27 protein-coding genes and 1 pseudogene are annotated in these 24274 nt (G+C 71.1%); 19 read left to right on the top strand and 9 right to left on the bottom strand.

Features of this window, described 5'->3' with window-relative positions; all coding sequences use genetic code 11:
• Positions 1 to 59: 59 nt before the first annotated feature.
• Entirely contained in the window at positions 60 to 1064 is a 1005-nt protein-coding gene (locus DVR05_RS00600) for a thiamine-phosphate kinase (RefSeq protein ID WP_116243795.1), read from the bottom strand.
• A 131-nt stretch (positions 1065 to 1195) separates the two neighbouring features.
• Here DVR05_RS00600 and DVR05_RS00595 point away from each other — a divergent pair, with 131 nt between their 5' ends.
• Positions 1196 to 1429: an Lrp/AsnC family transcriptional regulator gene (locus DVR05_RS00595; protein ID WP_116243794.1), complete on the top strand. Its 234-nt coding sequence runs from the start codon at positions 1196 to 1198 to the stop codon at positions 1427 to 1429.
• A 27-nt stretch (positions 1430 to 1456) separates the two neighbouring features.
• The gene (locus tag DVR05_RS00590) at positions 1457 to 1918 is read left to right on the top strand and encodes a DUF3515 domain-containing protein (protein ID WP_116243793.1); all 462 of its coding nucleotides are present in this window, start codon (positions 1457 to 1459) and stop codon (positions 1916 to 1918) included.
• 121 nt (positions 1919 to 2039) lie between these two features.
• Here the strand turns inward: DVR05_RS00590 and DVR05_RS00585 are convergent, their stop codons facing one another.
• Complete coding sequence (locus DVR05_RS00585) at positions 2040 to 2891, bottom strand: DUF3105 domain-containing protein (RefSeq protein ID WP_116243792.1); 852 nt, start codon at positions 2889 to 2891, stop codon at positions 2040 to 2042.
• 88 nt (positions 2892 to 2979) lie between these two features.
• Between DVR05_RS00585 and DVR05_RS00580 the strand changes: the two genes are divergently transcribed.
• The gene (locus DVR05_RS00580) at positions 2980 to 3741 is read left to right on the top strand and encodes a DUF305 domain-containing protein (RefSeq protein WP_116243791.1); all 762 of its coding nucleotides are present in this window, start codon (positions 2980 to 2982) and stop codon (positions 3739 to 3741) included.
• A 515-nt stretch (positions 3742 to 4256) separates the two neighbouring features.
• Positions 4257 to 4583, top strand: coding sequence for a hypothetical protein (locus tag DVR05_RS00575; RefSeq protein ID WP_116243790.1), 327 nt, complete (start codon positions 4257 to 4259; stop codon positions 4581 to 4583).
• 185 nt (positions 4584 to 4768) lie between these two features.
• On the opposite strand, the gene DVR05_RS00570 is transcribed toward DVR05_RS00575, so the two are convergent.
• Positions 4769 to 4963, bottom strand: coding sequence for a DUF397 domain-containing protein (locus DVR05_RS00570; protein ID WP_116243789.1), 195 nt, complete (start codon positions 4961 to 4963; stop codon positions 4769 to 4771).
• 4 nt (positions 4964 to 4967) lie between these two features.
• Positions 4968 to 5804 (bottom strand): helix-turn-helix transcriptional regulator, encoded by an 837-nt coding sequence (locus tag DVR05_RS00565; protein WP_116243788.1) that lies wholly within the window; start codon positions 5802 to 5804, stop codon positions 4968 to 4970.
• 184 nt (positions 5805 to 5988) lie between these two features.
• Between DVR05_RS00565 and DVR05_RS00560 the strand changes: the two genes are divergently transcribed.
• The 10 genes and pseudogenes from DVR05_RS00560 to DVR05_RS00525 all read left to right on the top strand — a co-directional run bounded on the left by DVR05_RS00560 (position 5989) and on the right by DVR05_RS00525 (position 11794).
• Positions 5989 to 6381: a hypothetical protein gene (locus DVR05_RS00560; protein WP_116243787.1), complete on the top strand. Its 393-nt coding sequence runs from the start codon at positions 5989 to 5991 to the stop codon at positions 6379 to 6381.
• Entirely contained in the window at positions 6378 to 6524 is a 147-nt protein-coding gene (locus DVR05_RS26470; protein ID WP_157982370.1) for a hypothetical protein, read from the top strand. Before DVR05_RS00560 ends, DVR05_RS26470 begins: the two co-directional genes overlap by 4 nt.
• Before the next feature lie 23 nt (positions 6525 to 6547).
• On the top strand, positions 6548 to 6772 hold the full coding sequence (locus DVR05_RS00555; RefSeq protein WP_232831904.1) for a histidine kinase: 225 nt from the start codon (positions 6548 to 6550) through the stop codon (positions 6770 to 6772).
• Positions 6769 to 7344 carry a hypothetical protein gene (locus DVR05_RS26870; RefSeq protein ID WP_198658977.1) on the top strand — a complete coding sequence of 192 codons (576 nt, stop codon included), beginning with the start codon at positions 6769 to 6771 and terminating at the stop codon, positions 7342 to 7344. Before DVR05_RS00555 ends, DVR05_RS26870 begins: the two co-directional genes overlap by 4 nt.
• A 73-nt stretch (positions 7345 to 7417) precedes the next feature.
• Entirely contained in the window at positions 7418 to 7561 is a 144-nt protein-coding gene (locus tag DVR05_RS26465; RefSeq protein WP_157982369.1) for a hypothetical protein, read from the top strand.
• Positions 7562 to 7655: 94 nt separating this feature from the next.
• Positions 7656 to 7934: a hypothetical protein gene (locus tag DVR05_RS00545; RefSeq protein ID WP_157982368.1), complete on the top strand. Its 279-nt coding sequence runs from the start codon at positions 7656 to 7658 to the stop codon at positions 7932 to 7934.
• 334 nt (positions 7935 to 8268) lie between these two features.
• A pseudogene (locus DVR05_RS00540) lies at positions 8269 to 8874 on the top strand (dTMP kinase); the annotation flags it as partial.
• On the top strand, positions 8871 to 10181 hold the full coding sequence (locus DVR05_RS00535) for a B12-binding domain-containing radical SAM protein (protein WP_116243783.1): 1311 nt from the start codon (positions 8871 to 8873) through the stop codon (positions 10179 to 10181). The pseudogene DVR05_RS00540 and the gene DVR05_RS00535, both read left to right, overlap by 4 nt.
• A gap of 48 nt (positions 10182 to 10229) precedes the next feature.
• Positions 10230 to 11402, top strand: a complete 1173-nt coding sequence (locus DVR05_RS00530) for a DNA glycosylase AlkZ-like family protein (RefSeq protein WP_116243782.1) — start codon at positions 10230 to 10232, stop codon at positions 11400 to 11402.
• A 71-nt stretch (positions 11403 to 11473) separates the two neighbouring features.
• Positions 11474 to 11794 (top strand): MazG nucleotide pyrophosphohydrolase domain-containing protein, encoded by a 321-nt coding sequence (locus DVR05_RS00525; protein WP_198658976.1) that lies wholly within the window; start codon positions 11474 to 11476, stop codon positions 11792 to 11794.
• 121 nt (positions 11795 to 11915) lie between these two features.
• On the opposite strand, the gene DVR05_RS00520 is transcribed toward DVR05_RS00525, so the two are convergent.
• Together DVR05_RS00520 and DVR05_RS00515 are read right to left on the bottom strand one after the other, a co-directional pair.
• The gene (locus DVR05_RS00520; protein WP_232831916.1) at positions 11916 to 13091 is read right to left on the bottom strand and encodes an N-acetylmuramoyl-L-alanine amidase; all 1176 of its coding nucleotides are present in this window, start codon (positions 13089 to 13091) and stop codon (positions 11916 to 11918) included.
• A gap of 216 nt (positions 13092 to 13307) precedes the next feature.
• Positions 13308 to 13598 carry a hypothetical protein gene (locus tag DVR05_RS00515; protein ID WP_116243780.1) on the bottom strand — a complete coding sequence of 97 codons (291 nt, stop codon included), beginning with the start codon at positions 13596 to 13598 and terminating at the stop codon, positions 13308 to 13310.
• Positions 13599 to 13791: 193 nt separating this feature from the next.
• Here DVR05_RS00515 and DVR05_RS00510 point away from each other — a divergent pair, with 193 nt between their 5' ends.
• The 4 genes from DVR05_RS00510 to cydC all read left to right on the top strand — a co-directional run bounded on the left by DVR05_RS00510 (position 13792) and on the right by cydC (position 20030).
• Positions 13792 to 15231 (top strand): cytochrome ubiquinol oxidase subunit I, encoded by a 1440-nt coding sequence (locus tag DVR05_RS00510; RefSeq protein ID WP_116243779.1) that lies wholly within the window; start codon positions 13792 to 13794, stop codon positions 15229 to 15231.
• A gap of 12 nt (positions 15232 to 15243) precedes the next feature.
• The gene (cydB, locus tag DVR05_RS00505; protein ID WP_116243778.1) at positions 15244 to 16287 is read left to right on the top strand and encodes a cytochrome d ubiquinol oxidase subunit II; all 1044 of its coding nucleotides are present in this window, start codon (positions 15244 to 15246) and stop codon (positions 16285 to 16287) included.
• Between the two features lie 219 nt (positions 16288 to 16506).
• Complete coding sequence (gene cydD, locus DVR05_RS00500) at positions 16507 to 18267, top strand: thiol reductant ABC exporter subunit CydD (RefSeq protein ID WP_116243777.1); 1761 nt, start codon at positions 16507 to 16509, stop codon at positions 18265 to 18267.
• A complete protein-coding gene (gene cydC / locus DVR05_RS00495) occupies positions 18264 to 20030 on the top strand; it encodes a thiol reductant ABC exporter subunit CydC (RefSeq protein WP_116243776.1) in 1767 nt (588 codons plus the stop codon). The genes cydD and cydC overlap by 4 nt, the downstream gene beginning before the upstream one ends.
• Before the next feature lie 96 nt (positions 20031 to 20126).
• Here the strand turns inward: cydC and DVR05_RS00490 are convergent, their stop codons facing one another.
• On the bottom strand, positions 20127 to 20678 hold the full coding sequence (locus DVR05_RS00490) for a Uma2 family endonuclease (protein ID WP_232831903.1): 552 nt from the start codon (positions 20676 to 20678) through the stop codon (positions 20127 to 20129).
• A gap of 264 nt (positions 20679 to 20942) precedes the next feature.
• Here DVR05_RS00490 and DVR05_RS00485 point away from each other — a divergent pair, with 264 nt between their 5' ends.
• The gene (locus DVR05_RS00485; protein WP_369974482.1) at positions 20943 to 21791 is read left to right on the top strand and encodes an EI24 domain-containing protein; all 849 of its coding nucleotides are present in this window, start codon (positions 20943 to 20945) and stop codon (positions 21789 to 21791) included.
• Positions 21792 to 21859: 68 nt separating this feature from the next.
• Here DVR05_RS00485 and DVR05_RS00480 read toward each other — a convergent pair whose 3' ends face one another.
• Positions 21860 to 22984 carry a D-alanine--D-alanine ligase family protein gene (locus DVR05_RS00480; protein ID WP_116243773.1) on the bottom strand — a complete coding sequence of 375 codons (1125 nt, stop codon included), beginning with the start codon at positions 22982 to 22984 and terminating at the stop codon, positions 21860 to 21862.
• 61 nt (positions 22985 to 23045) lie between these two features.
• A complete protein-coding gene (locus DVR05_RS00475; RefSeq protein WP_116243772.1) occupies positions 23046 to 24263 on the bottom strand; it encodes a PLP-dependent aspartate aminotransferase family protein in 1218 nt (405 codons plus the stop codon).
• Between the last annotated feature and the right edge of the window lie 11 nt (positions 24264 to 24274).

Raw genomic sequence — 24274 nt, 5'->3', positions numbered from 1 at the left:
GCGAGCCGCGTTGGATCAGCCTAGCGCGATCACCAAACGGGACAAATCCCGGTCCTGGCTCACTCCGTCCGAAAGTGGTCCCAGCCAAGGCGCGCCGGAGGCCGTCCGGCGACGGTGACGGGCGCCTCGGACGGCTCCCCACCGCCCTGCGGGACCCACTCCGGCCCGTGGACGGCGCCCACCCTGATCCAGTGCTCCGGGAGGTCGACGTCCGGCGGGAACGTGGCGGCCAGTGCGTGGTCCTCGCCGCCGCCGACCATGAGCTCCCGGGCGACGCGCTCGGCGTCCGCCGGTGCCGTGCCCAGGGCGCGGACCGCCGCCAGGAGCGCGGGTTCCGGCCGCAGGGCGGAGGGGTCCAGGTCGACGCGGACACCGCTGGCGCGGCAGACGTGCCCGAGGTCCTGGGCGAGACCGTCGCTGACGTCGAGCATGGCCGTGGCCCCCGTCCTCGCCGCGACCACCCCCTCGGCGTAGGGCGGGCTCGGTCGGCGGTGTTCGGCCAGGCACTCCTCGGGGCCGTCGATCCCCGCCTCCAGCAGCGCGAGCCCGGCCGCCGACAGTCCGAGGCGGCCGGAGTAGGCCACGACGTCGCCGGGGCGGGCGCCGTCGCGACGGACCGGTGCGCGTCCCTGGAGGTCGCCGAGCGCGGTGATCGCGACGGTCAGTGTGTCGGACGCCACCGTGTCCCCTCCCACGACGGCCCCGCCCGCGAGGGCGCACTCGTCACGCACCCCGGCCGCGAACTCCTCCACCCAGGAGACGGGCAGGTCGGGCGGGGCGGCGAAGCCGATGAGCAGCCCGGTGGGACGGGCTCCCATGGCCGCGACGTCGGCGAAGTTCTGCGCCACCGCGCGGTGCCCGACGTCGCGGCCCGACGACCACTCCCTCCGGAAGTGGCGCCCCTCCACCAGCACGTCCGTGGTGGCGACCGTCCTCCTGTCGGGTGCGGCGACGACCGCCGCGTCGTCGCCTGGTCCGAGGATTACATCTTGCGTCGCGGGGAATTTGCTCGTCACGCGTGTGATCAGAGCGAACTCACCAAGACCCCCAATGGTGCTCAACACAGGGATCAGGGTACGGTGACGCTCCGGAACGGTGGTCTGGACCCACGTTTGTCATCTGTTCGTCATCGGCCGCACCGTCGGCTCGGCCGGGGCCGCTCTACCTCACGCCCGGCACACACGAAGGAGTTCTCATGGTGCAGGCATACATCCTGATCCAGACCGAGGTCGGGCGGGCCGCCGAGGTCGCCGGGCGGATCCGGGAGATCGAGGGCGTCGACGAGGCGCACGACGTGACCGGCCCCTACGACGTGGTCGTGCAGGCGCACGCCGAGGACGTCGACTCGCTGGGCGCCCTGGTGGTGGCGCGGATTCAGCGCCTGGACGGTATCGCCCGTACCCTGACGTGTCCCATCGTCAATATCTGACCCACGGAGCGGATCGGGGTTGCTGACGTGTTGATACGGCGTCTCGGGGCGGCGTTCACGGCCGTGTTGACCGCCGCGGGCTGCGGTGCGCCGACCGTGCGTGTCGAGCCTCCCGAGGTCGACGAGGCGACCGCACGGACCTGCGCGGCGTTCGTGGCCTCCCTGCCCGACACCCTGATGGACGCCGAACGCGCGACCGTCCGACCCGAGTCGGAGCTGACGGCGGCGTGGGGTGACCCGCCGATCGGTGTGCGCTGCGGTGTCCCCCGACCGTCCGCGCTGGCTCCCGACTCCGTCCTCCAGGAGGTCAACGGGGTGCCCTGGCTACCGCTGCCCGCCGACGACCCCACCATGTACGTGGCGGTGGGACACACCGCCTACGTCGAGCTGACGGTACCGCCGACCCACGGCCCTCCGGCCGCCGCGCTGACGACCCTGAGCGCGGCCGTCGAGGAGCACATCCCCGCCCTCCCCGAGGGAGAACTGTGACCCTGCCCCTGATCCGCGCGGGTACGCGGACCGGGAGGGTCGGGAAACGGAGAGAGGGGCCGCCGGGGCGTCGGCGGCCCCTCTCCGCCTGTGAGGGGAAGGGTGGGTCGGGGGAGTCGGTCTACTCCGTTCCGTCGGTGTCCTCCGCGTCCTCGTTCCGGGTCCCCTCGTCCTGGGAGCCGGTGTCCGCCCCGTCCTGCTCGGCGCCGTCGTCGCCCTCGGGGTCCTGCCCGTCGGCGGTGTCCTCCGCACCGGAACCGGTGTCGGCGGCGCCGTCACCGGCGGGGGCGTCCATCGGGGCTCCCCCGCCCAGGAAGTCCACGTTCCCCGACTCGATACCGGCCGAGACCTCGGCGGCCGTCGCCGACACCGCGCCCGAGCAGGCGGCGCCGGGTTCGGGGACGTCCGTGCCCCGCTCGAAGCGCTCGACGAACCGCTGGAGGGCCTCGTCGGAAGCGGTCTCCGCGGTGACCTGGCGGCCCCAGCTGGAGGCGACGATGGGGGCGTCCAGCTCACCGTCGTGGGGGGCGATGAGCAGGTAGTCGCCGGGGCTGTACATGTCCACCAGGGTGTCCACCTCGTCCTGGGGCAGGTCGGGCGCGTAGTTGATCCACACCGCGCCGTGCTCCAGCGAGTGCACGCCCAGCTCGTAGGTGACCGGTTCGGGGTAGACCCCGCAGTTCTGCCAGTAGGCCCAGTGGTTGCCACCGACCGGAGGCGTCTGGTCGTAGTCCACCCGTTCGCCCACCTGGACGTGCTCGTAGGAACCGACCTCGAACTCCTCCATCCCGGGGATGATGCTGCTGCGGATCTGCATGAAGACCGCGAAGCCGAGCAGGCCCAGAACCAGGGCTGCGGCGGTGCTGACCCCCGCGATGTTGAGGATCCTGCGACGCCGCTCCAGCCTGAGCCGTTGTTCCCGCATCTCCGCTGCCTTACGGCGTCGCTCAGCCGCCGTCTTCTTCTTGGCCACCGGGCCTCCTGGTACACATGCGGTCGTATCGGACTTATCTATCCTCTACTTTGGCACCACGGCCGTGCGATTCGACCAGGATGGGTCCATGGGACACACAAGCGACACCTCCGCCGGAGTCACCGGCGGAACCGACGACGCGACGGACGAGACCGCGTTCGCACGGGAGGACCCGGAGGAGACGGACGGCGACCGCGAGGACGCCCCGCACCGCCCGACGAGGCGATCCGTCCCCGTGGGCATCACCGTGGCCCTGGTCACCCTCGCGCTGCTGGTCGGCTACCTGGTGGGGCGCCCCTCCAGCCCGCTGGACAACAGCGCCGACGCCGGTTTCCTCCGCGACATGAGCTCACACCACGCCCAGGCGGTGGACATGTCGTACATCATCCTGGACAAGACCCAGGACCCGGAGCTGCGGATCATGGCGGTCGACATCGCCCGCACGCAGCAGGGCCAGATCGGGATCATGCAGGGCTGGCTGACCATGTGGGGGCTGAACTCTCGCCGCAGCGGGGAGCCGATGGCCTGGATGGAGGGGTCGGAGCACGACCACGGCGCCGGGGAGGGGGTCGTCCCGGAGCGGATGCCCGGACTGGCCACCCCCGAGGAGATGGACGCCCTCCGGGCGGCCGAGGGCGTGGAGGCCGAGATCCTCTTCCTGGAGCTGATGATCGCCCACCACGAGGGCGGGATCGACATGGCGGAGGTCGAGGTGGAGCTCGGTGGCGAGGAGCGCGTCATCGACCTGGCCCAGGGCATGGCCGACGCCCAGGTGAAGGAGATCGAGGCGATGGAGGCCATGCTGGCCGACCGCGGGGTGGACGTCGGGGAGGACGCCGAGCAGGACTGAGCCCCGCTCGTTCCGGGCCTCCCCGTTCTCGGCTGCGCCCGCTCCGCACCGCGGAGTCGGCGTTCGCCCCACAGTGGGAGCGCTCCCCGACGCGTGGTGCCGCACACCACACGAATCCGTGCCCATGACCACCCCGACACCGGAGACCGACCACCTCTACGACCGCGTTGACGCAGGTGAACGCCTTGGGGAACGGCTTCCCAGCCGCATCGGACAAGGCGCCGACACAGCCCCGCGCCCCTCCGGGGCCACGCCGACCAGGCATTCCCCGGGGGGCGCCCTGTTTTACGACGCGGCGTAGCACTACAGTTTGTAGTACTACGCGGCAACGCTATCCGACCTGCGAGAACAGCACCATAGCAGGGAACGCTAAGCGATGGATAGTGCTACGTACAAGTCAGCGCAACCCTTCGCACTACACGAAGGTCTAGCGAGGCTTCACCGATCCGGCTGCGAAACCGCCAACCGGCGTGCGAGGATCATCACACTCCACCCCCCGGCTGTAAGGAGTCGCCATGATCCCCCGCCCCCTGCTCGTGTCCTCCGCCGCCCTCGTGGTCGCCGCAGCGACCGCATGTGGCAGCGACCCCACCCCGGAGGGGATAGTGACCGACTCCGAGGTGATGTGCGAGGAGTTCGTGGAACGCGAGCTGAACACCCCAGCGGAGTTCTCCGACAGCCAGGCCGAGGTCGCCGACGCGGAGTCGTGGACCTACGAGGCGACCGGCACCGTCGACTACGAGGACGAGAGCGGACCCGTCAGGGCCACCTACACGTGCACCCTCGCCACCGACGAGACCGGTGAGGAATGGACCTTGCTGGACCTCACCTTCGACGAGTGAGGAAGCATTTCTACACAGAGGCTCGGCTCACTGCGCAGTGAGCCCCGCGCACGCGGGGATGGACCGATTCGCGCGAACTGAGCCGTAGGCCCTTCGTCCCCTTCCTGCTGACACCCTCTCGGGGTAAGGTGAGCGCGGGAACTGAGAAGGGGCCGCCTGCACGCAGGCGGCCCCTTTCGTTTGCCCTATGCGTGGCGCACGCTAGCGAGCAGAGCGCCCCACTCGGCAGCCGGGACCTCCAGGTGCCCAGCGCCCGGGTACTTGGAGTCGCGCACGGCTGCGCCGGACGGAAGGTCGGCCACCTCGACGCAGTTACCGCCGGTCGGCTGACTGTAGGAGGACTTACGGAAGTTCAGAGAGGTGGGAACTGAGCTGGTCATGGGCCTACTCGATCATCTGTCGAAGGTGGTCGGCTGTCTCGCCAGGCCGGAGTGCAGCCAGGCGAAGATGGTTCATCAGGTTGCGGTACCGGGCGATCTCGTCGGGCTCCTCCAGGTAGATGCCATCGGTGTCCGTCTCCAGGTACACGATGGTCGGGTCAACGGGTTCGGGGAACTCCAGGATGACGAACGGCCCGCCACTGCCCGCGTTGAGCTGGTTGGCGCGCGTCATCTGGAGGGTGATGTTCGGCCGCTCCGCCATCGCCAGCAGGTGCGCGATCTGCTCCTGGCGGACGCGCGGGTGCTGTTCCAGTCGTAGCAGAGCGGTCTCGTCGAAGATGGCCCACAGTTCTGGCGGGTCCTCGTCTTCGAGGATGCGCTGTCTGGTCATACGCGCGTCGACCACCCGCCGCACATCCTCGGGCTGCGCCAGGGACGCCTGGGCGGTGACCTCCATGTACGAGGGGACCTGGAGAAGTCCGGGCAGGACGACCGGTTCCCACGTGCTGAGGCTGTTGGCTTCGGTCTCGAACCCGACGTAGCGCGCGGCCAGCACGTCTCGGTACCGGTTCCACCACCCTCGTTCCAGGGCTTGGCGGCACAGATCGAGGATCTCCTCGTACTCCTGGCCGTAAGGGACCTTGCAGGCGTCGAGGATCGCGCGGATCTCGGGCAGCTTCGGGCGCTGCTTGGCGCCGGACTCGATGTTGCTGTACGTGGACTTGGACAACTCGGCAGCCTTGGCGACCTCTTCGCTGGTCATGCGGGCGGCCTGGCGGACCCGACGCAGCTCAGCGGACAGTCGGCGACGGCGGATGGTGGGCGAGTACCTGGTGGCCATGATTCCCCTGATCGTAGATCGTCCGAGGTCAGACGGGGACATTTTAGGAATCCAAGGACTGGATATCGGACAGTCGATCAAAAATAGGACTCCAGCCCTTGAAAACCTGGAGTTTAAGTTTCAGTATGAGACTACTCAGTTCCCCGCCGCCCTCCCAGCGGCACTCTGACCCAGGAGGTGCGCTGTGCGCTACCTGATCCTGTTCCTCGCGTCGCTGCGGCGCATACTGGCCCCGCCCCCGCAGGGCCGCCACGCCCGCCCGCCCCAGCCCGCCCCCGGCCGCCAGCACTCCCGGCCGCAGCCGTACCGCCGCACCGCGCGGCGCGTCCCCGACACCCACCCCCCGAGGTGGACCGCCCCGCTCTCCGCCCCCACGTGGCACCCGCCCGTCCTCGACGAGACCCCGGTCCGCCCCTACTACCGGGCCTGGGAGGAAGAGCGGTGCCGCCGCACCGAGGACCGCGACCGGCTGGGCGTGGCCGTCCTGCGGGACATCTCCACTCCGCTCCCGGCCTCCGACCTCGGGGAACTGGCCGCCGTCGTCCGCCAGTGGCAGCACATGGGGGTGGGAAGGTGAACGCCCTGACACCGAAGCGCCGCCGCGCCGCACGGCTCCGCCCCTACCTCCCCGAACTGTCGGCCATGTGGGTCGGCTCCGCCGCGACGGTGTTCCCGCTCGTGCGGAACGTCCACCAGGTCCTCCGGGAGGTCCTCCGATGACACACGCAACCACCGTGGTCACTGTGACCGACCTAACCGAGGCCGACGTCCGGCTCGCCCGCGACCTCGTCGACGGGTCGGCAACGTCCCTCGTCGTCGCCGGGTGCTACGTCGACGTCACCCCGAGGGCTGTCCGCACGAGCGGACCGGACGAGCGCATCGCCGCGCTGGAGCGCCTGGCCGACCTGGCCGTGGAAGCCGCCGCCGAGCTGCGTCGGACCCGGATGCGGGAGGTGCGCCGGTCATGAGGCTGCGACCCCGCACCGTGTTCGAGGTGCGCGAGACCGAAACCCGCAGCGCCCTGTGGCGGTGGGCCCATCAGTTCGGTGTCACCATCCACCACCTGGGCTCGGTCATCGAAGGCCGGGAGGTGTACGGGGCCATGCTCGGCCCACACCTGCGGGTCTGCCGCACCGCCCAGGAGCGGCTCCACCCCGTCCGCTGGGTGTCCCCCCTCGAACAGCTCCCCCGCTCCCGGAAGGCCCCGACCATGTCCGCGATCGCCTGCCCCGCGTGGTGTGAGAACGACCACGGCATGGACCCCTCGTCCGACGTCGTCCACCACATCCGGCTCTTGTACGACGAGACCGGCCACCCGGTGACCGTCTACGTCGAACGAGACGACCCCGTGTCCGGACCGCAAGGCCACGCCCAGGTGTGCGTCACCACGTGGGCGGAACCCGACACGGCCCAGCTCCAGCTCTCCGCCGCGCAGGCTCGGGCGCTGGCTGTGCTCCTCACCGCGACCCGCAGGGACGGCGAGGTGGCGTCGGCCCTCACCGAAGCGGCTGAGGTGATCGAGGGCGATCTGGGCACCTGAGAGGCTCCCGCGCACCTGGTGACCGTCCCCTGGGTGCGCGGGCTCCGCCCCCCTTACCGACAGGAGAGGCCCTGTGGACGATTCCGACGACACCCCGAAGGCACCACCGCCCCCAGACTCCGATGCCGACTACCAGAGGGTGCGTGCCGTGCGCCTGGGGATCGGCACCGACCTGCCCGCGCTGGGCGGGGTCACCGGTAGCTACCCCGACGACTAGACCTCCGCACGCCCCGGGACCCCGGGCGTGCGGGCCCATCCGAACTCAACGAACGAAGGCCGACGAGATGCCCGACCTGTGCCCCCGGTGGTGCATGAGCGACCACCGCACCGAGGACACGACCTTGCGTCACGAGCGCGAGGTGGCCACCCACGCGGGGGTGACCGTGAGCCTGCTCCGCGACGACCCGTGGACCGGCCCCCCGCAGACCACCGAAGTGGTCGCCGCCGCGACCGTCGGCCCCAAGAAGATCCGGTTGGCACTCGGTGTCGCCCAGGCACGACAGCTCTCCGCGCTGCTCACCATCGCGGGCGCGGACCGGGCGCTGGCGATGGCGGTCCTGGACGCGGCCGACCTCGCCGACGCCCCATAAACCTTCATGGAGGTCACGCCTGCACGAGAGGGGAAGACGTGACCGACCCCGGTGGGGTCACCGGACTGAGGAGAACCGGTGGCCCCACCACATCCTCTCCCCGAGACCCCCACACGGCCGGGCACACAGACTGCCCCTCCAGTCCGGACGTGCGGGGCCGCCTCCTCCTGATGAGAAGGCGGCACGCCAGGGGTCACCGCCCTCTGGCACCTTCCACACTGACCGTGCTCACCCCCGCTTCGGGAGGACCCCGTGGACAGGACCGAACGCCCTCATGAACTGACCCCCCCCGCCCCCTGCCCCTGGCGGATTCCTCGTCTCCCTCGACGGCCCCTCCGGGGTCGGCAAGACCACCACCGCCCGCCACCTGCGCAACCTGCTCGACACCACCGGCCACCGTGCGGTTCTCGAAGCACAGCCCTCCAGCTCCCCGATCGGGGAGCTCGCGCGCCACAGCACGCACACCATCTGCGGCCTGGCGCTCACCTGCCTGATGGCGGCCGACCGCTACCACCACCTCACGACCACCCTTCTCCCCCACCTGGCCGCCGACCGGATCGTGGTGTGCGACCGCTACACCCCGACCGCGTTCGTCCTGGACCAGCTCGATGGCGCCGACCCCGAGTTCATCACCTCCCTGTACCGGTACGCGCGCCCCGCCGACCTGTTCGTGTTCCTGACCGCCCCGCCCCAGGTGTGCGCCGACCGGGCGCGCAGCCGCGGCAACAACTACAGCCGCTTCCACCACACCGACACCGCGGCGGCCGACCGCGAGCGGGCCCTGTTCGCTGAGACCGCGCAGCGCTACCGGCGCGCTGGCCTGCCCGTGCTGGAACACTCCACCGAGGCACTGGCACCCGAGGAGGTCGCGGCGCAGCTCGCCGAGAAGGTCAGCACGGAGGTCACCACCCGTCAGGGCGGAAGGGGGCGGGTGGCATGAAGGTGGTGCTGCTCTACCCCGAGGTGTACGACATGGCCCGTTTCAAGGACGGGCGCAAGGAGTTCCCTCCGTTCGGCGTGCTCTACCTGGCGTCCGTGGTGGAGCAGGCCGGTCACCAGGTCGCCATCGAGCGCGTCACCCACGGGCGCACCCGCCTGGACCTGTCCGGCTACGACGCGGTCGGGTTCAGCCTCGCCTCTTCGGCCACCTACGGGCTGATGCTCCAGGCGCGCCGCGAAGCGCACATCGACCCTGGCGCGCTGGTGATGGTGGGCGGGGTCCACGCCAACTTCTACCCCGAGGAGTCCCTGGCCGACTTCGACGCGCACGTCGCCGCGATCGGAGAGGCCGAAGACACCATCCTGGAACTGCTGGACCACGCCCACGATCGCGACTTCACCAGTGTGGCCGGAGTGGTCTACCCGGGCGAGGGCCGACCGGTCCGCACCGCGCCACGGGTGCTGATGCGCGACATCGACCGCCTGCCCGATCCGGCCCGCCACCTGCTGCCCACCGACGACTTCGTGCTCTCCGACCGGCTGGCCGGGACCGATGTGCGGATGGCCCACACCATGTTCTCCCGCGGCTGCCCCTTCCCCTGCTCGTTCTGCGCGGTCGCCCAGCGCCGCATGCAGTACCGGGGCGGCGCCTCGGCCCGAGCCGAGCTGGAGCACCTGATCGACGCCTACGGCATCGAGGGCTTCGCGATCGTCGACGACAACTTCATCGTCAACAAGCACAAGGTCGCCGACATCTGCACCCACATCACCGACCTGGGCCTGCGCTGGTCCGCGCTCTCGCGGGTGGACACCGTGGACCAGCCGCTGCTGGAGACGATGGCCGCGGCCGGGTGCATCGAGGTCAAGTACGGAGTCGAGTCCGGAAGCGAGCGCCTGCTCAAGGCGATGCGCAAGAACACCACCCAGGACAAGATCCGGCGCGCCGTCCACCTGAGCGCGGCCGCCGGCATCCAGGCCAAGGCGTTCATCATCCACGGCTACCCCGGGGAGAACACCGAGACCACCCGGGAGACCATCGCGCTGCTGCGCGAACTGCGCCCCCACCTGGGCCGGGTGTCGCTGTTCCGGTTCGTGCCCCTGCCCGGGACCGAGGTCTACGACAACGCCCTGCTGCACCGGGTGCACGGAACCCACCACCAGCCAGGCTTCGACGGCGACTGGGAGAGGTTCCACATCCACCACAACGACCGCCACTGGTGGGGGTCGGAAGCCGACTGGGAGGAGACCCAGCGCTCCTATGCCGAGCTGCGCGCCTTCGTCGAAGCCGAATGGGGGCCGCAAGGATGATCCCTGTACCCGCTACCTGGAGAGGAGGAGGCTGTTAGCCTCCCGCCCATGACCCCCGAACTCGAACCCCTGGTCGTGGACGCCCACCGTCTGTCCGACGGTGAGGCGTCCCGGCTGTGGCAGTGGGTGCTGGCCCGCCAAGGGCTGGCGCCCCGCGCCCGCCTGGCTTCGGTGGAGGAGACCGCTGACCTCGCGCTGGGTCTGCATGCCGCACGCCTGCCCTCCCCGTTCCAGACCGCCGCCGCGCGGATCGACGACTCCTCCCAGGTGCTGCGGCTCCTCGCCCCGGCCGGTCGGGGCGACCTGGTGACGGTGCGGTGCATGCGTAAGACCCTGCACACCCTGCCCCTGCCGCTGGCCGCCGCGGCGCACGCCGCCACCCGGCACTTCCGTGAACGTGACGCGCTGCGCGCCATGGTCAACGCCCAGGTCCCCGAAGGAGAGGTCGCCGCGGTGACCGCGGACCTGGTCGCCCTGCTCAACGAGCAGGGCCCGACCGGGCACCGGGACATCGAGCAGCACCTGGCCACGCACGGGCGGGCCGTCCCTGCGGTGCGTGTGGCGCTCAAGCTCGCATGGGAACGCGGCGTCCTCACCTACGCCAACACCTCGGGAGTGTGGAACCGGGAACGGCGCACCTTCGACGTGGCCGCCCGCGCCTACCCCGGCCTGGACACCGCCATGAGCCGAGAGCGGGGCGCCGAACTGCTGATGGCCGCCTACCTGGACCGGTACGGGCCGGTGAGCATGCGCGACGCCACCTGGTGGTCGGCGTTGTCACGCCGGGACGTGGAACAGGCGTGGCTCCGCGCGGGTGTGAAGCTGGTGAAGGTGGCCGGGCCGTCGTGGTCTCCGCAGCCGATGGTGATGAGCGCCGACCGGTTCGAGGAGTTCGCGCACGCCCGTCCCCAGGAGAGCGGTGCGCACCTGCTGGCACACGAAGACGTCGCCCTCAAGGCTTACTTCGAGACCCGCACCCGCTACCTCGGGCCGCTGCCAGCGGCCAAGGCGTTCAACCAGATCGGCGAAGTCCTGCCGACCGTGGTCGTGGACGGGCGGGTGGTCGGGACATGGGCGTGGGACCACCAGGGCCGCCGAGTGCGTCACCGGCTCGTCCCCGGGGCGACCTCGGCGAACGTGCGTCCCCGGGTGCGCGCCGCTGCGCAGCGGATGAGCGGCCTCCTGCGCGCCGGGTTGGATCACACCTTGGCCGCGAGCTGACCCGTTCCCCTCCTCTCGCGCACGTCTCGCTGGTAGCGTCCGTGCTCACACGCCCGAGAAGGGATTTCGCTATGGAGCCGCTGCCCGACCGCCCGCTCACCCTGGCCCAGATCCAGGAGTACGTGGCGAAGATGGAGGTAGAGCGCGGGTTCGCCGACAGCACCCTGGTCGAGCAGACCCTGAAGCTGGCGGAGGAGACCGGCGAGGTGTGCAAGGCCGTGCGCAAGCAGGCCGCGCTCAGTGTGGACCCCGCCAGCAAGGTCGGCGGCCTCGGCGAGGAACTGGCCGACGTGCTGATCTACCTCGCCGCGATCGCGAACCGGGGGAGCATCGACCTGAGCCAGGCACTGCGGGACAAGGAAGCAGTGAACGAGAACCGCACCTGGACCTGAAACCCGGGAGTCCTCCCTGGTGAAGAAGCAGAACACGAAGGAGCCCCACCCCCTTTCGGGAGGTGGGGCTCCGTGCGTCCGCCCTCAGGGCGGATCGAGGGTAGCCGTCGGCACCGACGGATCAGAACCGGCGCGCGTTCACCGTCTTCTGCAACTCCCGGGTGGTCTGGGAGACCACCCCTGAGTTGAGGGTGACGATGCCCGCCTTGGAGACGGCCCGGACGGATGGCCAGATGCCGTCCACCGCCCGGCTGGTGAGACCGACCCGGCGCTGCACGGCGCGGGTGGTCTGCGGACCGAGGATGCCGTCCACCGCGCGACCGCGCAGCCCGCATCGGAGCTGCATGGCGCGGACGGTGACCGGCCCCCACACCCCGTCGTCCTCGACCTGCAAGGCGCGCTGCACGGCCTTGGCGGTCAGCTCTCCCAGACGCCCGTCGACGACGAGCGGATCCGGCCCCGACGGCTTCGACGCCGACGAGGACAGGGCCCGCCTCAGCTCGGCTGCGGACTCGGTCCCGTACACGCCGTCGATGCGGATGCCGCGTGCCCGCTGCAGGGCCTCGACGGCGTCCTCGGTCTCCTGACCGAACGATCCGTCCGCCCCGTACTGCGGGAGCAGGGACGGCCGCCACTTCTTCAGGCCCTCCTGCAGGCGCAGGACCGGAGTGCCCCGCATGCCGCGCAGCAGCCACGGATCCCCAGTCGGCACCCGCACACCCGCCACCGTCCAGTAGGAGAAGGTCGGTGCAGGCGGCACGGACCTGTCTCCGCTGTCGCCACTGCCCCAGTCGCCGGAACGGACACGGCGGTACAGGTGGTCACCCGGGCACGACGTCGAGTTCCAGTCGCGATGCCCGGTCACAGAGGCTTTCACGCCACGTGCGGCCAGCCAGGCAGCCAAGGCGACGAACGCGGCAAGTTGAGCAGCCGACGGGCGCTGCGACCCCCCGAGCATGAACTGGACGCCGACGTGGCTGGCGTTGGCCCCGGGAGCGTGCGCGCCGACGCGGTAGATTCCGCGGCCGGTGAGCACGACGCCATGCCAGCAGATGAGCAGGTGGTAGCCGATCCCCGCCCATCCGCGCGCACGGTGGTAGGCGTGCATCTGCCGGACCTGGGCGCGGCAGTTGGCGTGCGACCCCCAGGTGAGGGGACCGCCGTTGTAGTGGACGACCCGGCCTGACCGTGGGCGGCCCGAGGAGCCGATCACGGTCGGGATCCCGACGGTGGAGGCGGACTCGATGACGAGGCCGAGCATCACCGGGACGGTCGTGAGTGCGACCAGGAGCTGCATCACGTCCACGGGTCAGCCCTCGCGGGTGCCCTCGTCCGGCGGCGTGGCCAGGCGGGGGTCGAACTCGACGGTGCCCTCCGGGGCCGAGTAGGACTCGCGGGCCGCGATCAGGTCTTCCTCCCCGCGTGCGCGCGGTCCTGAGGTAGCGCCGCCAGGCGGGGACGAGCTTGGCCAGCTCGTTGCGGTGCGGCTTGGTCTTCTTCCTCGTGGCCACGGTTATCGCGTCCTGTACGTGACGGGGAGGGCGGCGGTGTGACTGCGGATCTGCTCGGCGCACCATCCGTCGATCGGGTCCACGTCGTGGAGGTAGGTCCGCAGCTCGGGGAGGAGGGCGCGGACACGGTCAGCCAGGAGGGTGTCGCGGTCCTGTTCGTCGTCGGCGGTGCGCGGGTTGGGGAGGTCGATGGCCTCCAGGACGGCCGCGAGCATGTCACGGATGCCGTCGTCGACGGTGTTTGCGGGGCTCGTCGGGCCGACGTCGAGGGTTCGGGCGGGCTGGTGATGCATCGCACTACTCCTGCGGTTCGAGGGTTAGCGACTGGCCCGGATAGTACGAACCAGGAACGCTAACCGATCGGTGGCACTTTGTGCCGACTTTTGTTTCCTCAGGTCAGAACATAGATGGGGGTCACGTTTCTCCGTCAACCGCTTTGCACTACAGTTTGTAGTACTACGGCCAGTCGGTACCTGAGAGGTGGGCATGGAAGCTCTGGATCTCGCGAGGTGGCAGTTCGGGATCACCACGATCTACCACTTCCTCTTCGTCCCCCTGACCATCGGGCTGTCCCTCATCGTGGCCGTGCTCCAGACGGTCTGGTACCGGACGGGAAGGCACGAGTACCTCCAGGCGACCCAGTTCTTCGGGAAGCTGTTCCTCATCAACTTCGCCATGGGCGTGGTCACCGGGATCGTGCAGGAGTTCCAGTTCGGCATGAACTGGAGTGAGTACTCCCGCTTCGTCGGGGACGTCTTCGGCGCCCCGCTGGCGATGGAGGCCCTGCTGGCCTTCTTCCTGGAGTCCACCTTCATCGGCCTGTGGATCTTCGGCTGGCACCGGCTGCCGCGCGCCGTCCACCTGCTGTGCATCTGGCTGGTGGCGCTCGGCACCAACCTGTCGGCGTACTTCATCCTGGCGGCCAACGCGTGGATGCGCCGCCCGGTCGGCTACGAGGTCGACCCCGAGACCGGCCGCGCCCAGCTCACCGACATCTGGGCCGTCCTGAGCAACGACCAGGCCTGGTCGACCTACCTGCACACCGTGTCGGCCGCGTTCATCACGGCCGGGCTGTTCGTCGTGTGCGTCAGCTGCTACAAGCTCTGGCGCAACACCCGGCACAACGACACCGGGGTGGCGGGCGTGGTCCCGCCCAGGGGTGACCGCGCCCTGTTCCGCGGCACGCTCAGAGTCGGGCTGGTCTTCACGCTCCTGGCCGGGATGATCGTGGTGCTCTCCGGCGACCACCAGGCCAAGCTCGCCGCCGAGTACGAGCCGATGAAGCTCGCCGCCGCCGAGGCCCTGTGGGACACCGAGGAGGGCGCCGACTTCTCCGCCTTCGCCGTCGGCGACACCGAGGCCCGGTACAACCCCATCGACGTCACCGTGCCCAACGTGCTCAGTTTCCTGGCCACCGGGGAGTTCGACGGCGAGGTGCACGGGATGAACGACCTCCAGGAGGCCTACGAGGAGGCGTACGGCCCCGGCGACTACACGCCCAACGTGTTCGTCGTGTACTGGGCGTTCCGCCTCATGATCGGCCTCGGGATGGCCGGGGTCGCGGTCGCCGCCCTCGGGCTGTTCCTGACCAGGGGCGACCGCTCGCCCCGGACGTGGTTCTACTTCCTGGGGATGCTCGCTCTGCCCGCCGCGCTGGCGGCGAACATCCTGGGCTGGGTGGTCACGGAGATGGGTCGCCAGCCGTGGACCGTCCACGGCGAACTGCTCACCGCCGCCAGCGTCTCCCCCGGAGTCAGCCTCGCGACGGTCGCCACGAGCCTGGCCGTCTTCACCGCCCTCTACGGAGTCCTCTTCGTGGTCGAGGTCGGACTGCTGGTCAAGTACGTCAAGGCCGGACCGTCGCACCTCGTCCCCGAACTGGAGGACGACGAGGACGAGGCCCGCATCCCGCACTTCAGCTACTAGGAGCCGAGGACCATGGAACTGACCGTCGTCTGGTTCGTCGCCATCGCGGTCCTGTGGACCGGATACTTCGTCCTGGAGGGGTTCGACTTCGGGGTGGGCGCGCTGCTGCCCCTCATGGGTCGGCGCGACTCCGTCGACCGCCGGGTCGCGATCAACGCGATCGGCCCGGTCTGGGACGCCAACGAGGTGTGGCTGCTCACGGCGGTCGGCGCGATGTTCGCCGCCTTCCCCGCCTGGTACGCCTCGCTGATCAGCGGGTTCTACCTGCCGATCCTCATCGTCCTGGTCGCGCTGATCGTCCGGGGCGTGGCCTTCGAGTACCGGGGCAAGCGGGACGGCGCGACCTGGCGTGCCTGGTGGGACCGGGCGATCTTCTTCGGGAGCGCGGCGCCCGCCTTCCTGTGGGGCCTGGTCTTCGCCAACGTCGTCCGTGGCGTGGCCATGGACGCCGACCACATCGTCACCGCCGACCTCCTCGACCTGTTCAACCCGTACGGTCTGCTCGGCGGGGTGACCACGCTGTCGCTGTTCACACTGCACGGCGCGGTGTTCCTGACGCTCAAGACCGACGGTCCGGTACGGGTCCGGGCCCGGCGGGCCGCCCTGGGCTCCTCCTGTGTCGCGGTCCCTGCCGGAGCGGCCTTCCTGGTCTGGACCCAGGCGGCCCACGGCGCGTCCTGGACCCTGCCAGTGGCCGCCGTGGCTGCCGTCGCGCTGGTGGGCGGGGTCGTCGCGACCCGGTTCGGGCGTGAGGGGGTGGCCTTCACCCTGACCGCCGTGACCATCCTGGCGACGTCCGCCGTGCTGTTCGGGTCGCTGTTCCCGAACGTCCTGCCCTCCACGACCGACCCGGCGTTCCACCTGACCGTGGCGAACGCGGCCTCGGCCGACTACACGCTCACGGTGATGACCTGGGTGGCCGCGGTGTTCCTGCCGCTGGTCCTCCTCTACCAGGGGTGGAGCTACTGGGTGTTCCGCCGACGGGTGACGGGTCCGCAGGTCACCGGTGAGCGGGTCACCGGAGCGGCCGGGTCCGCGCTGAGCCCGACCCCGTGAGCCACCGCGCGCGGAATGCACCGTACGCATCGCCCCGTACGGATCGCCCGGTGTTCCGCGCGCGGCACACCCCGTGGAGGACCCCTCTCCCGGAATCGCCCCCGGGCCGCGAGCCGGAGTTGTCCACAGGCCGCGAGGAGGGCCTGCCGCGCTCCGGGCCGGGTGAGTAGGGTCCTGGGAGAGCGTCCCGCCGTACCATCCCCCGGCAAGGAGACCTGGTTGAAACCGCTCGATCCACGCCTGGTGCGGACCGCCGCCGCGGTCCGCACCCATCTGGCCGTCTCGGTGGTCAGCGGTGTGCTCGTCACCGGGCTGATCCTGGTCCAGGCGTGGCTGCTCGCCCACGCGATCGCCGGGGCGGCGGACGGCGCCGGGACGGACACGCTGGGATGGGCGATCACCGCGGTGGCGGTGGTCGCCGTGCTCCGGGCGCTGCTGTCGTACGCGGCGGAGGCGTCCGCCCTGCACAGCGCCGCCCGCACCAAGTCGCAGCTGCGCCGGCGCCTGGTCGCGCACGTGACCGGTTCGGGACGGGTGTGGACCGCCGAACCGGGGGCCGGCGGCGAACCCGGCTCCCCCAAGGCGGGAGAGCTGGTCACCCTGGCCACCCGGGGTCTGGACGCGCTCGACGACTACTTCGCCCGGTACCTGCCCCAGCTCGTCCTGGCCGCGATCGTTCCGCTGGCGGTCCTGACGGTGGTGTTCTGGGCCGACTGGATCTCGGGGATCGTCATCCTGGTGACGCTGCCGCTGATCCCGGTCTTCATGGCGCTGATCGGGATGCACACCCAGGCGCGCACCGACCGCCAGTGGCGGTTGCTGAGCCGTCTGGGCGGGCACTTCCTCGACGTCGTGGAGGGCCTGCCGACCCTGGCCGTGTTCCGCCGCGCCAAGGCGCAGGCGGCGATCATCCGGCGCGTGGGCGAGGAGCACCGGCGGGCCACCATGGGCACCCTGCGGGTCGCCTTCCTGTCGGCGTTCGCCCTGGAGCTCCTGGCCACCCTGGCGGTGGCGCTGGTGGCCGTGGAGATCGGACTGCGGCTGCTGGGCGGCCACATGGACTACCAGACCGCCCTGCTCGTGCTGATCCTCGCACCGGAGGCCTACCTGCCGCTCCGGGAGGTCGGCGCCCGCTTCCACGCGAGTATGGAGGGGGTGGCCGCCGCCGAGCAGGTGTTCACCGAACTCGACCGCACCCGCGGCACGGCCCGCCGGGCGCCCGGGGCCGGGGTGGAGCCGCGCCGGGCCCCGCCGCCCACCGGGGCGGCCTCCCCCGCCACCGCCGGGGACATCCGGTTCGAGGGCGTCGGGGTGCGCTACCCCGGGCGGGACCTGCCCGCGTTGTCGGGCCTGGACCTGGACGTCCGGGCCGGTGAGCACGTCCTGCTCACCGGCCCCAGCGGGGCGGGCAAGAGCACCCTGCTGTCACTGCTGCTGCGGCTGAACGAGCCGGGGCAGGGGCGGATCAGCGTCCGGCCGCCCGGCGGGGAGTGGACACCGCTGGAGGAGGTTCCGGCGGAGGACTGGCGGCGGGGGATCGCGTGGGTCCCCCAGCACCCCTACCTGTTCGACGTGTCGGTGGCCGACAACATCCGGCTCGGCGCCCCGGACGCCTCCATGGAACGGGTCCGGGAAGCGGCGCGCCGGGCGGAGGCCGACGCCTTCGTCTCCGGGCTGCCGCAGGGGTACGACACCCGCCTGGGCGAACGCGGTGCGCGGCTGTCGGCGGGACAGCGCCAGCGGATCGCGCTCGCGCGGGCGCTGTGCCGGGACGCGCCGCTCGTCCTGCTGGACGAGCCCACCGCCCACCTGGATCCGGAGAACGCGGCGGCGGTGCGCACGGCGGTCGCGCGACTGCTGGAGGGGCGGACCGCCGTGATCGTCGCCCACGACGCCGGATGGGCCGCTGGCGCCCTCGGAGCCGCGCCGCGCGTCGTGTCCCTGCCACTGCCGAGTCCGGAGCGGAGCGTGCCGCGATGAGTACCGAGACGGGGGCCGCCGTGGAGCGCGGAGCGGACCGGCTCGCCGACGGCCGGGATCCGCTGCGTCGGATGATCGCCCTGGCGTGGCCGCGCGGGGCCCGGTTCGCGTTGGGGGTGCTGCTCGGCGCCGCCGCGACCGGCGCCGGGATCGCCCTGCTGGCCGTGGCCGCGTGGATGCTGGCCACGGCCGCCGACCACCCGCCGATCACGGCGCTGGGTGTGGCCGTGGTGGCCACGCGGGCGCTGGGGGTCGGTCGGGGGGTGGCCCGGTATCTGGAGCGTCTGGTCACCCACGACGCGGCCTTCCGCACGCTGGCCGAGGTCCGGGTACGGGTCTACGAACGGCTCGCGGCCACCGAGCCGTTCGGCCGGTTCCGGTCCGGTGACCTGGTGTCGCGGCTGGTCAACGACACCGAGGCGACGCTGGACCTGCTCGTACGCGGACTGACACCGCCGTTGGTGTCGGTGGTGACCGGTGGAGCGACCGTGCTCTTCCTGACCACGGTGTACCTGCCGGGCGGACCGCTGCTGGCGGCGGGGCTGCTGCTGGCCGGTCTGGCGGTGCCGCTCGCGTCCGCCGCGCTCGGCAGGGGGCCGGGACGACGGCAGGCCAGGGCCCGGGGTGAGCTGTCGACCGCCCTCGTGGACACGCTGCACGGCGCGCCGGACCTGGTGGTCTACGGGGCGATGGACCGGCAGGTGGCGCGGGTGAACGCCGCCGACGAGGAACTGACGCGGATGGCACGGCGGGACGCGGCGATCCTCGGGTTCGGGGCGGGGGCCACCGCGCTGATCACCGGTCTGACCGTGTGGGCGGCACTGCTGCTGGGCGTGGCCGCCGTGGAGGACGGCGGGCTGGACGCGGTGTCCCTGGCTGTGCTGGTGCTGACGACGATGGCGGCGTTCGAGATCGTGGCGCCGCTGCCCGCGGTGGCCGCCAGGCTGGGGGCGATCCGGGCGAGCGGGGCGCGGCTGTTCGGCGTGCTGGACACCCCTGCGGCGGTCGCGCCGCCCACCCGCACCGGGTTGGCACCGGACAGCGATCCGACGGTGCGGGTGCGGGGTCTGAGAGCGCGGTACGGTCCGGACGAGCCCTGGGCCCTGGACGGAGTGGACCTGGAGATCCCGGCCGGGTGGACGGTGGCGGTGATCGGGCCCAGCGGCGCGGGCAAGAGCACGCTGGCCTCGGTGATGCTGCGGTTCCGCGACCCGGACTCGGGCCGGGTGGAGATCGGCGGCACGGACGTGACCTCCTGTCCGGCGGACGAGGTGCGCGCCGTGGTGTCGGGGGTGCCGCAGGATCCGCACGTGTTCGCGTCGACGCTCCGGGAGAACCTCAGGCTGGCGCGCCCCGGCGCGGAGGACGGCGAACTGTGGGCGGCGTTGCGCAGGGCCCGGCTCGCGGACGAGGTCGCGGCGATGCCCGAGGGGTTGGACACCCGGGTGGGCACGCACGGACTGGGGCTGAGCGGCGGGATGGTGCAGCGGCTGGCGCTGGCCCGCGCGCTGTTGGCGAACCCGAGGGTCCTGGTTCTGGACGAGCCGACCGCGCACCTGGACCCCGGCACCCGCGACGCGGTGATCGAGGACCTGCTGGACGCCGCCGAGGGGTACTCGACCCTGCTCATCACCCACGACCTGACGGGGTTGGAGCGGGTCGACCGGGTCTACGTCGTGCGCGAGGGGAGGGTGATCCAGTCGGGGACGTACGCGGAACTGGCCCAGGAGGAGGGGTGGTTCCGGGCCGTGAGCGCCCGCTGACCGTGACGGAGAGGGGTCCTTCCACGGACGTCAGCGGGCCGACGGGACGAACGAGCACTGTGCTCATTCGTCGCGTCGTGCCCGAGCTCGCATCCGTTAGGAGAAGAGTGACTTCACTTTGATCTCGATACCGAAAGGCTCCGGGAGCTTCACGGACTCATCCTGGAGGGCTCGAGCCACGTCTCGGTACTGGCCCTTGTGAGGGTTGGAGAACAGGGCGATTTCGCCCTTACGCGGATCGACGACAAGGTAGAGCGGGACACCAGCCTGGGCGTATCCCCTGACCTTGGCCTCCCAGTCATGGAGACTGCTGCTCGGAGAGACCACCTCGACCGCGAGCTCGAGGTCCTCGGCAGAGCGAATCCAGTCCGGGCCGGACCGGCCACCTTCCCCACGGACCACCGAAGTGGGTATGACGGCCAGGTCGGGGACGTACCGGTCCCCTGTCTTGGGAACTTCAACGGTCACCACCTGAAGTGCCCGCAGATCAGTGAGCCCTGCCCGGATCAGGTCTTCGTGAAGAACCGTCACGATGTCAGCGTGCCGGTAGGACGGTGTTGGCGACACGACGATGCTCCCGTCGATGATCTCCGTGCGATAACCCTCCGGGAGTTCGAGGTTTTCAGCCAGCGTCGGGAGGTCCACCATCGTTTCCTCCACCCGCTCGTGAGTGACACACGTCATTCGTGACCCCCTGCGGTGTTCGGAACATGTCCGACGGTAGCGAGAGCACGCGTCCAGCGTACGCCTTTTGCAGGAAATCCACAGGGATGCGCCCTGCGGCGTGCTCCCTGGACATACACCCCGCCCCATGTGTCTGACCCCGGCGGACCCATCCTCTAGGGTTCGTGCGTGGTCAAGTCTCTTCGCGAAATCCTCGGTGGTGCGGGCGCGCTGGCACGCGGCTTCGGCATGATGGTGCGCAGCCCCCGCCTGTTCCTTCTGGGCGCCCTGCCTCCGCTGTTCACGTCCCTGCTGTTCCTGGCGTTGTTCGTGACGCTCCTGGTCAACGTCGCCGATCTCGCGGCATGGGCGACGCCCTTCTCGGAGGGGTGGGACCCCACCTGGCGAAGCGCCCTACGCGTCGCGGTCTCCGTGGCGATGGCGGTCGGCGCCGTCCTGGTCATGGTCGTGACGTTCACGACCGCGACGCTCACGCTGGGCTCACCCATCTACGACAAGATCGGTGAGCTGGTCGAGGAGCAGCTGGGCAACGCGCCCGAGGGCGCCGACGAGCCGCTGATGGCGTCCGTCATCCGGGCGATCCGCCAGTCGCTCGGGATCATCCTGGTGTCGCTGCTGGTCACGCTGATGGTGTTCGGGATCGGCTTCGTCCCGCTCATCGGGCAGATCGTCGGCGCGGTCCTGGCGGCCGTGCTCGGTGGCTGGCTGCTCGCCATCGAACTCCTGGCCGGGGCCTTCGACCGGCGGAACATGCTGTTGGTCCGGGACCGCCGCCGCTACATGGGCACCCGCCGCCTGCGCGTCCTCGGGTACGCCGTTCCCACCTACCTCCTGCTGGCGATCCCGTTCGTGGCGATCGTGGTGTTCCCGGCCGCCGCCGCGGGCGGCACGATCCTGGCCCGGGAGCTGTTCGAGACCGGTGAGCGCCGGGGCTGGAACGGCCCCGGCGGCACCCCGATCACGCGGTCCGGACCGGGGCATCCGGGTCCGGGCGGCCCGCAGGCCCCCAGCGCCCACCCGCCGCCCGGCGCTCCGCGGCCTCCCCGGGGTCCGGGGCGCCCGCCTGTCCAGGGCTGACCCCCGCCCGGTGCTCCGGCGCACGCGAAGGGCGGGTGACCGGCCGGCCACCCGCCCTTCGAGGGTTCCTAGCGCAGACCGGGGTTCCGGCGCAGGGCCGTGGTGATCATCCGGTCGACGAGTGTGGCGTAGTCGACGCCGGTCGCCCCCCACATCTGCGGGAACGCCGACGCCGGGGTGAAGCCGGGCATCGTGTTCAGCTCGTTGACGAGGATCTCACCGTCCTCGGTGTAGAAGAAGTCGACCCGTGCCAGGCCCTCGCAGCCCATCGCCTCGAACACCTCGGCCGCCATGCCGCGCAGTCGGGCGGTGGCCTCCTCCGGGATCCGCGCCGGAATGGTCAGGCTGCTCGTGGACAGGTACTTGGCCTCGAAGTCGTAGAAGTCGAACCCGTCCGCGACGTGCACCTCGGCGGGGAGGGAGACGTCGGGGGTCCCGCCGTCCTCGGCCTCCAGCACACCGCACTCGATCTCGCGGCCGACGACCTGGGCCTCCACCAGCACCTTGGGGTCGTGCTCCCGCGCCGCCTCGACGGCGGCGATCACCGCGTCGGTGTTCCCCGCGTCGTCCACCTTGCTGATGCCGACGCTGCTGCCCGCGCGGGCGGGCTTGACGAAGACGGTCCCGCCCAGATCGGCGACGTCGTCGAGCACCCTCTTGCGCTCGGTCCGCCACTGCCGGTCGGTGACCGCCACGTAGTCGCTGGTGGGGATGCCGTTGCCGATGAGCATCGCCTTCATGAACACCTTGTCCATGGCGGCGGCGCTGGAGAAGACCCCGGCGCCCGCGTAGCGCACGCCCATCATCTCGAACAGCCCCTGGATGGTGCCGTCCTCACCGAACGGCCCGTGCAGGAGCGGCAGCACGACGTCCACCCCGGCCAGGCGCTCCACACCCTGCTCGGGGTCGACGGTCATCAGCTGACCGGCGGCGTCGAACGGCAGAGCCAGGTCCGTGCCGTCCTCGGCGACGGACGGCAGCGCCTTGGTCTTCGCGTCGATCCGCAACCGTTCGGGGTCGGCCGGGGCCAGGACCCAGTTGCCGCTCTTGGTGATGCCGACCGGCACGATCTCGTAGCGGTCGTGGTCGACGACGGACAGGACGCTGCCCGCGGTGACGCAGGAGATCTCGTGCTCGGAACTACGACCGCCGAAGACGACGGCGACCCGAATCTTGCGCTGCTCGGACGACATGCTGCCTGACCTTATCTCGCCTTTTGGTGGAACCGGAACCGGAGAAACGCCCCTGTTCGTGTCAGATGTCCGCATCGAGCGCCGCGAGTGCGTCGTCGATGAGGTCCCGGGGGTCCTCCAGCCCGATGGAGAACCGCACCGCTCCAGGTGAGATACCCGCGTCCGCCAGCTCGATCTCGCTCATCTGCCGATGCGTGGTGGAGGCGACGTGCCCCACCAGCGTGTGTGTCCCACCCAGTGAGGCGGCGACCGTCCCCAGCCGGAGCCGGTCGGCGAAGGCCATCCCGGCCTCCCCTCCGTCCCGGTGGTGCACGGTCACGACGCCGCCGGCCCTTCCGGCGTCGAACAGCTTGGCCGCCAGCTCGGCCTGCGGGTGCGAGGCCAGGGACGGGTGGTCGACCCGTTCCACCCTCGGATGTCCCTCCAAGGCGGCGGCGAACGCGGCGGCGGACTCGCACTGCCGCTGGACCCGCAGCGGCAGGGTCTCCAGTCCCCGGTGCAGCAGGTAGGCCTCGTCCGGGGCCAGGCACGGCCCCAGGTCGATTCGGGCGGCGCGGATCCGGTCGACCAACTCGGGCGAGGCCACCACCACACCGCCCGTGGCGTCGCTGTGCCCGCCGATGTACTTGGTGGCCGAGTGCACCACGACGTCGGCGCCGTGCTCCAGCGGCCGGCACACCACGGGGGAGGCGAAGGTGGAGTCCACGACGAGGGCCGCACCCGCCTCCCGCGCGATCCGGGCCAGCGCGGGCAGGTCGGACACCGCCATCGTGGGGTTGGACAGCGTCTCGGTGAACACCACCCGCGTGTCCGGCCGCACGGCCGCGCGCACCGCGTCCAGGTCGGTGATGTCCACGAAGTCCGTCCGCACGCCGAACCGCCGCAGCAGCCCGTCGAGCAGCGAATAGGTGTTGCCGTAGATGGACCGTGCGGCCACGACGTGCGCCCCTGCCTCGGTCAGCGCCATGAGTACCGTGCTGATCGCCGCCATGCCCGACGCGAACGCCTGCCCCCGCACCGGGGTGCGCAGGCCGTCGCCCTCCAGCGTGGCGACCCCCTCGGCGAACGCGTCCACCGTGGGGTTGTCGATCCGCGCGTAGGAGTAGCCCCTCCGGGTCCCCGCCAGTACGTCGGCGTACTCCCGCGAGGTGCGGAACTCGTAGGTGGTGGCCCGGTGGACGGGCATCCGCATCGGGCGCTCGGCCGGGACCGGCGCGTGCGGGAGGCGCTGCGCCAGGGTGTACTCCGTGTCGGGCCCGGGGTCGGGTATCCGCGGCATGCTGCTCTCTC

The sequence above is a fragment of the Nocardiopsis sp. FIRDI 009 genome, from assembly GCF_003386285.1.
GTDB lineage: Bacteria > Actinomycetota > Actinomycetes > Streptosporangiales > Streptosporangiaceae > Nocardiopsis.
The sequence above is the reverse complement of the archived record's forward strand: the minus strand, read 5'-3'. Positions and strand labels throughout refer to the sequence as shown.

Excerpts from the sequence above, each read along its gene's own strand:
- DVR05_RS00570 (WP_116243789.1), bottom strand. The coding sequence starts at position 4,963 with ATGACCAGCTCAGTTCCCACCTCTCTGAACTTCCGTAAGTCCTCCTAC.
- DVR05_RS00525 (WP_198658976.1), top strand. The coding sequence starts at position 11,474 with ATGGAGCCGCTGCCCGACCGCCCGCTCACCCTGGCCCAGATCCAGGAG.
- DVR05_RS00575 (WP_116243790.1), top strand. The coding sequence starts at position 4,257 with ATGATCCCCCGCCCCCTGCTCGTGTCCTCCGCCGCCCTCGTGGTCGCC.
- cydC (WP_116243776.1), top strand. The coding sequence starts at position 18,264 with ATGAGTACCGAGACGGGGGCCGCCGTGGAGCGCGGAGCGGACCGGCTC.
- DVR05_RS00545 (WP_157982368.1), top strand. The coding sequence starts at position 7,656 with ATGAGCGACCACCGCACCGAGGACACGACCTTGCGTCACGAGCGCGAG.
- DVR05_RS00535 (WP_116243783.1), top strand. The coding sequence starts at position 8,871 with ATGAAGGTGGTGCTGCTCTACCCCGAGGTGTACGACATGGCCCGTTTC.
- DVR05_RS00480 (WP_116243773.1), bottom strand. The coding sequence starts at position 22,984 with ATGTCGTCCGAGCAGCGCAAGATTCGGGTCGCCGTCGTCTTCGGCGGT.
- DVR05_RS00580 (WP_116243791.1), top strand. The coding sequence starts at position 2,980 with ATGGGACACACAAGCGACACCTCCGCCGGAGTCACCGGCGGAACCGAC.
- DVR05_RS00520 (WP_232831916.1), bottom strand. The coding sequence starts at position 13,091 with ATGCAGCTCCTGGTCGCACTCACGACCGTCCCGGTGATGCTCGGCCTC.
- cydB (WP_116243778.1), top strand. The coding sequence starts at position 15,244 with ATGGAACTGACCGTCGTCTGGTTCGTCGCCATCGCGGTCCTGTGGACC.
- DVR05_RS00490 (WP_232831903.1), bottom strand. The coding sequence starts at position 20,678 with ATGGTGGACCTCCCGACGCTGGCTGAAAACCTCGAACTCCCGGAGGGT.
- DVR05_RS00485 (WP_369974482.1), top strand. The coding sequence starts at position 20,943 with ATGATGGTGCGCAGCCCCCGCCTGTTCCTTCTGGGCGCCCTGCCTCCG.
- DVR05_RS26870 (WP_198658977.1), top strand. The coding sequence starts at position 6,769 with ATGAGGCTGCGACCCCGCACCGTGTTCGAGGTGCGCGAGACCGAAACC.
- DVR05_RS00515 (WP_116243780.1), bottom strand. The coding sequence starts at position 13,598 with ATGCATCACCAGCCCGCCCGAACCCTCGACGTCGGCCCGACGAGCCCC.
- DVR05_RS00565 (WP_116243788.1), bottom strand. The coding sequence starts at position 5,804 with ATGGCCACCAGGTACTCGCCCACCATCCGCCGTCGCCGACTGTCCGCT.
- DVR05_RS00595 (WP_116243794.1), top strand. The coding sequence starts at position 1,196 with ATGGTGCAGGCATACATCCTGATCCAGACCGAGGTCGGGCGGGCCGCC.
- DVR05_RS00530 (WP_116243782.1), top strand. The coding sequence starts at position 10,230 with ATGACCCCCGAACTCGAACCCCTGGTCGTGGACGCCCACCGTCTGTCC.
- DVR05_RS00510 (WP_116243779.1), top strand. The coding sequence starts at position 13,792 with ATGGAAGCTCTGGATCTCGCGAGGTGGCAGTTCGGGATCACCACGATC.
- DVR05_RS00475 (WP_116243772.1), bottom strand. The coding sequence starts at position 24,263 with ATGCCGCGGATACCCGACCCCGGGCCCGACACGGAGTACACCCTGGCG.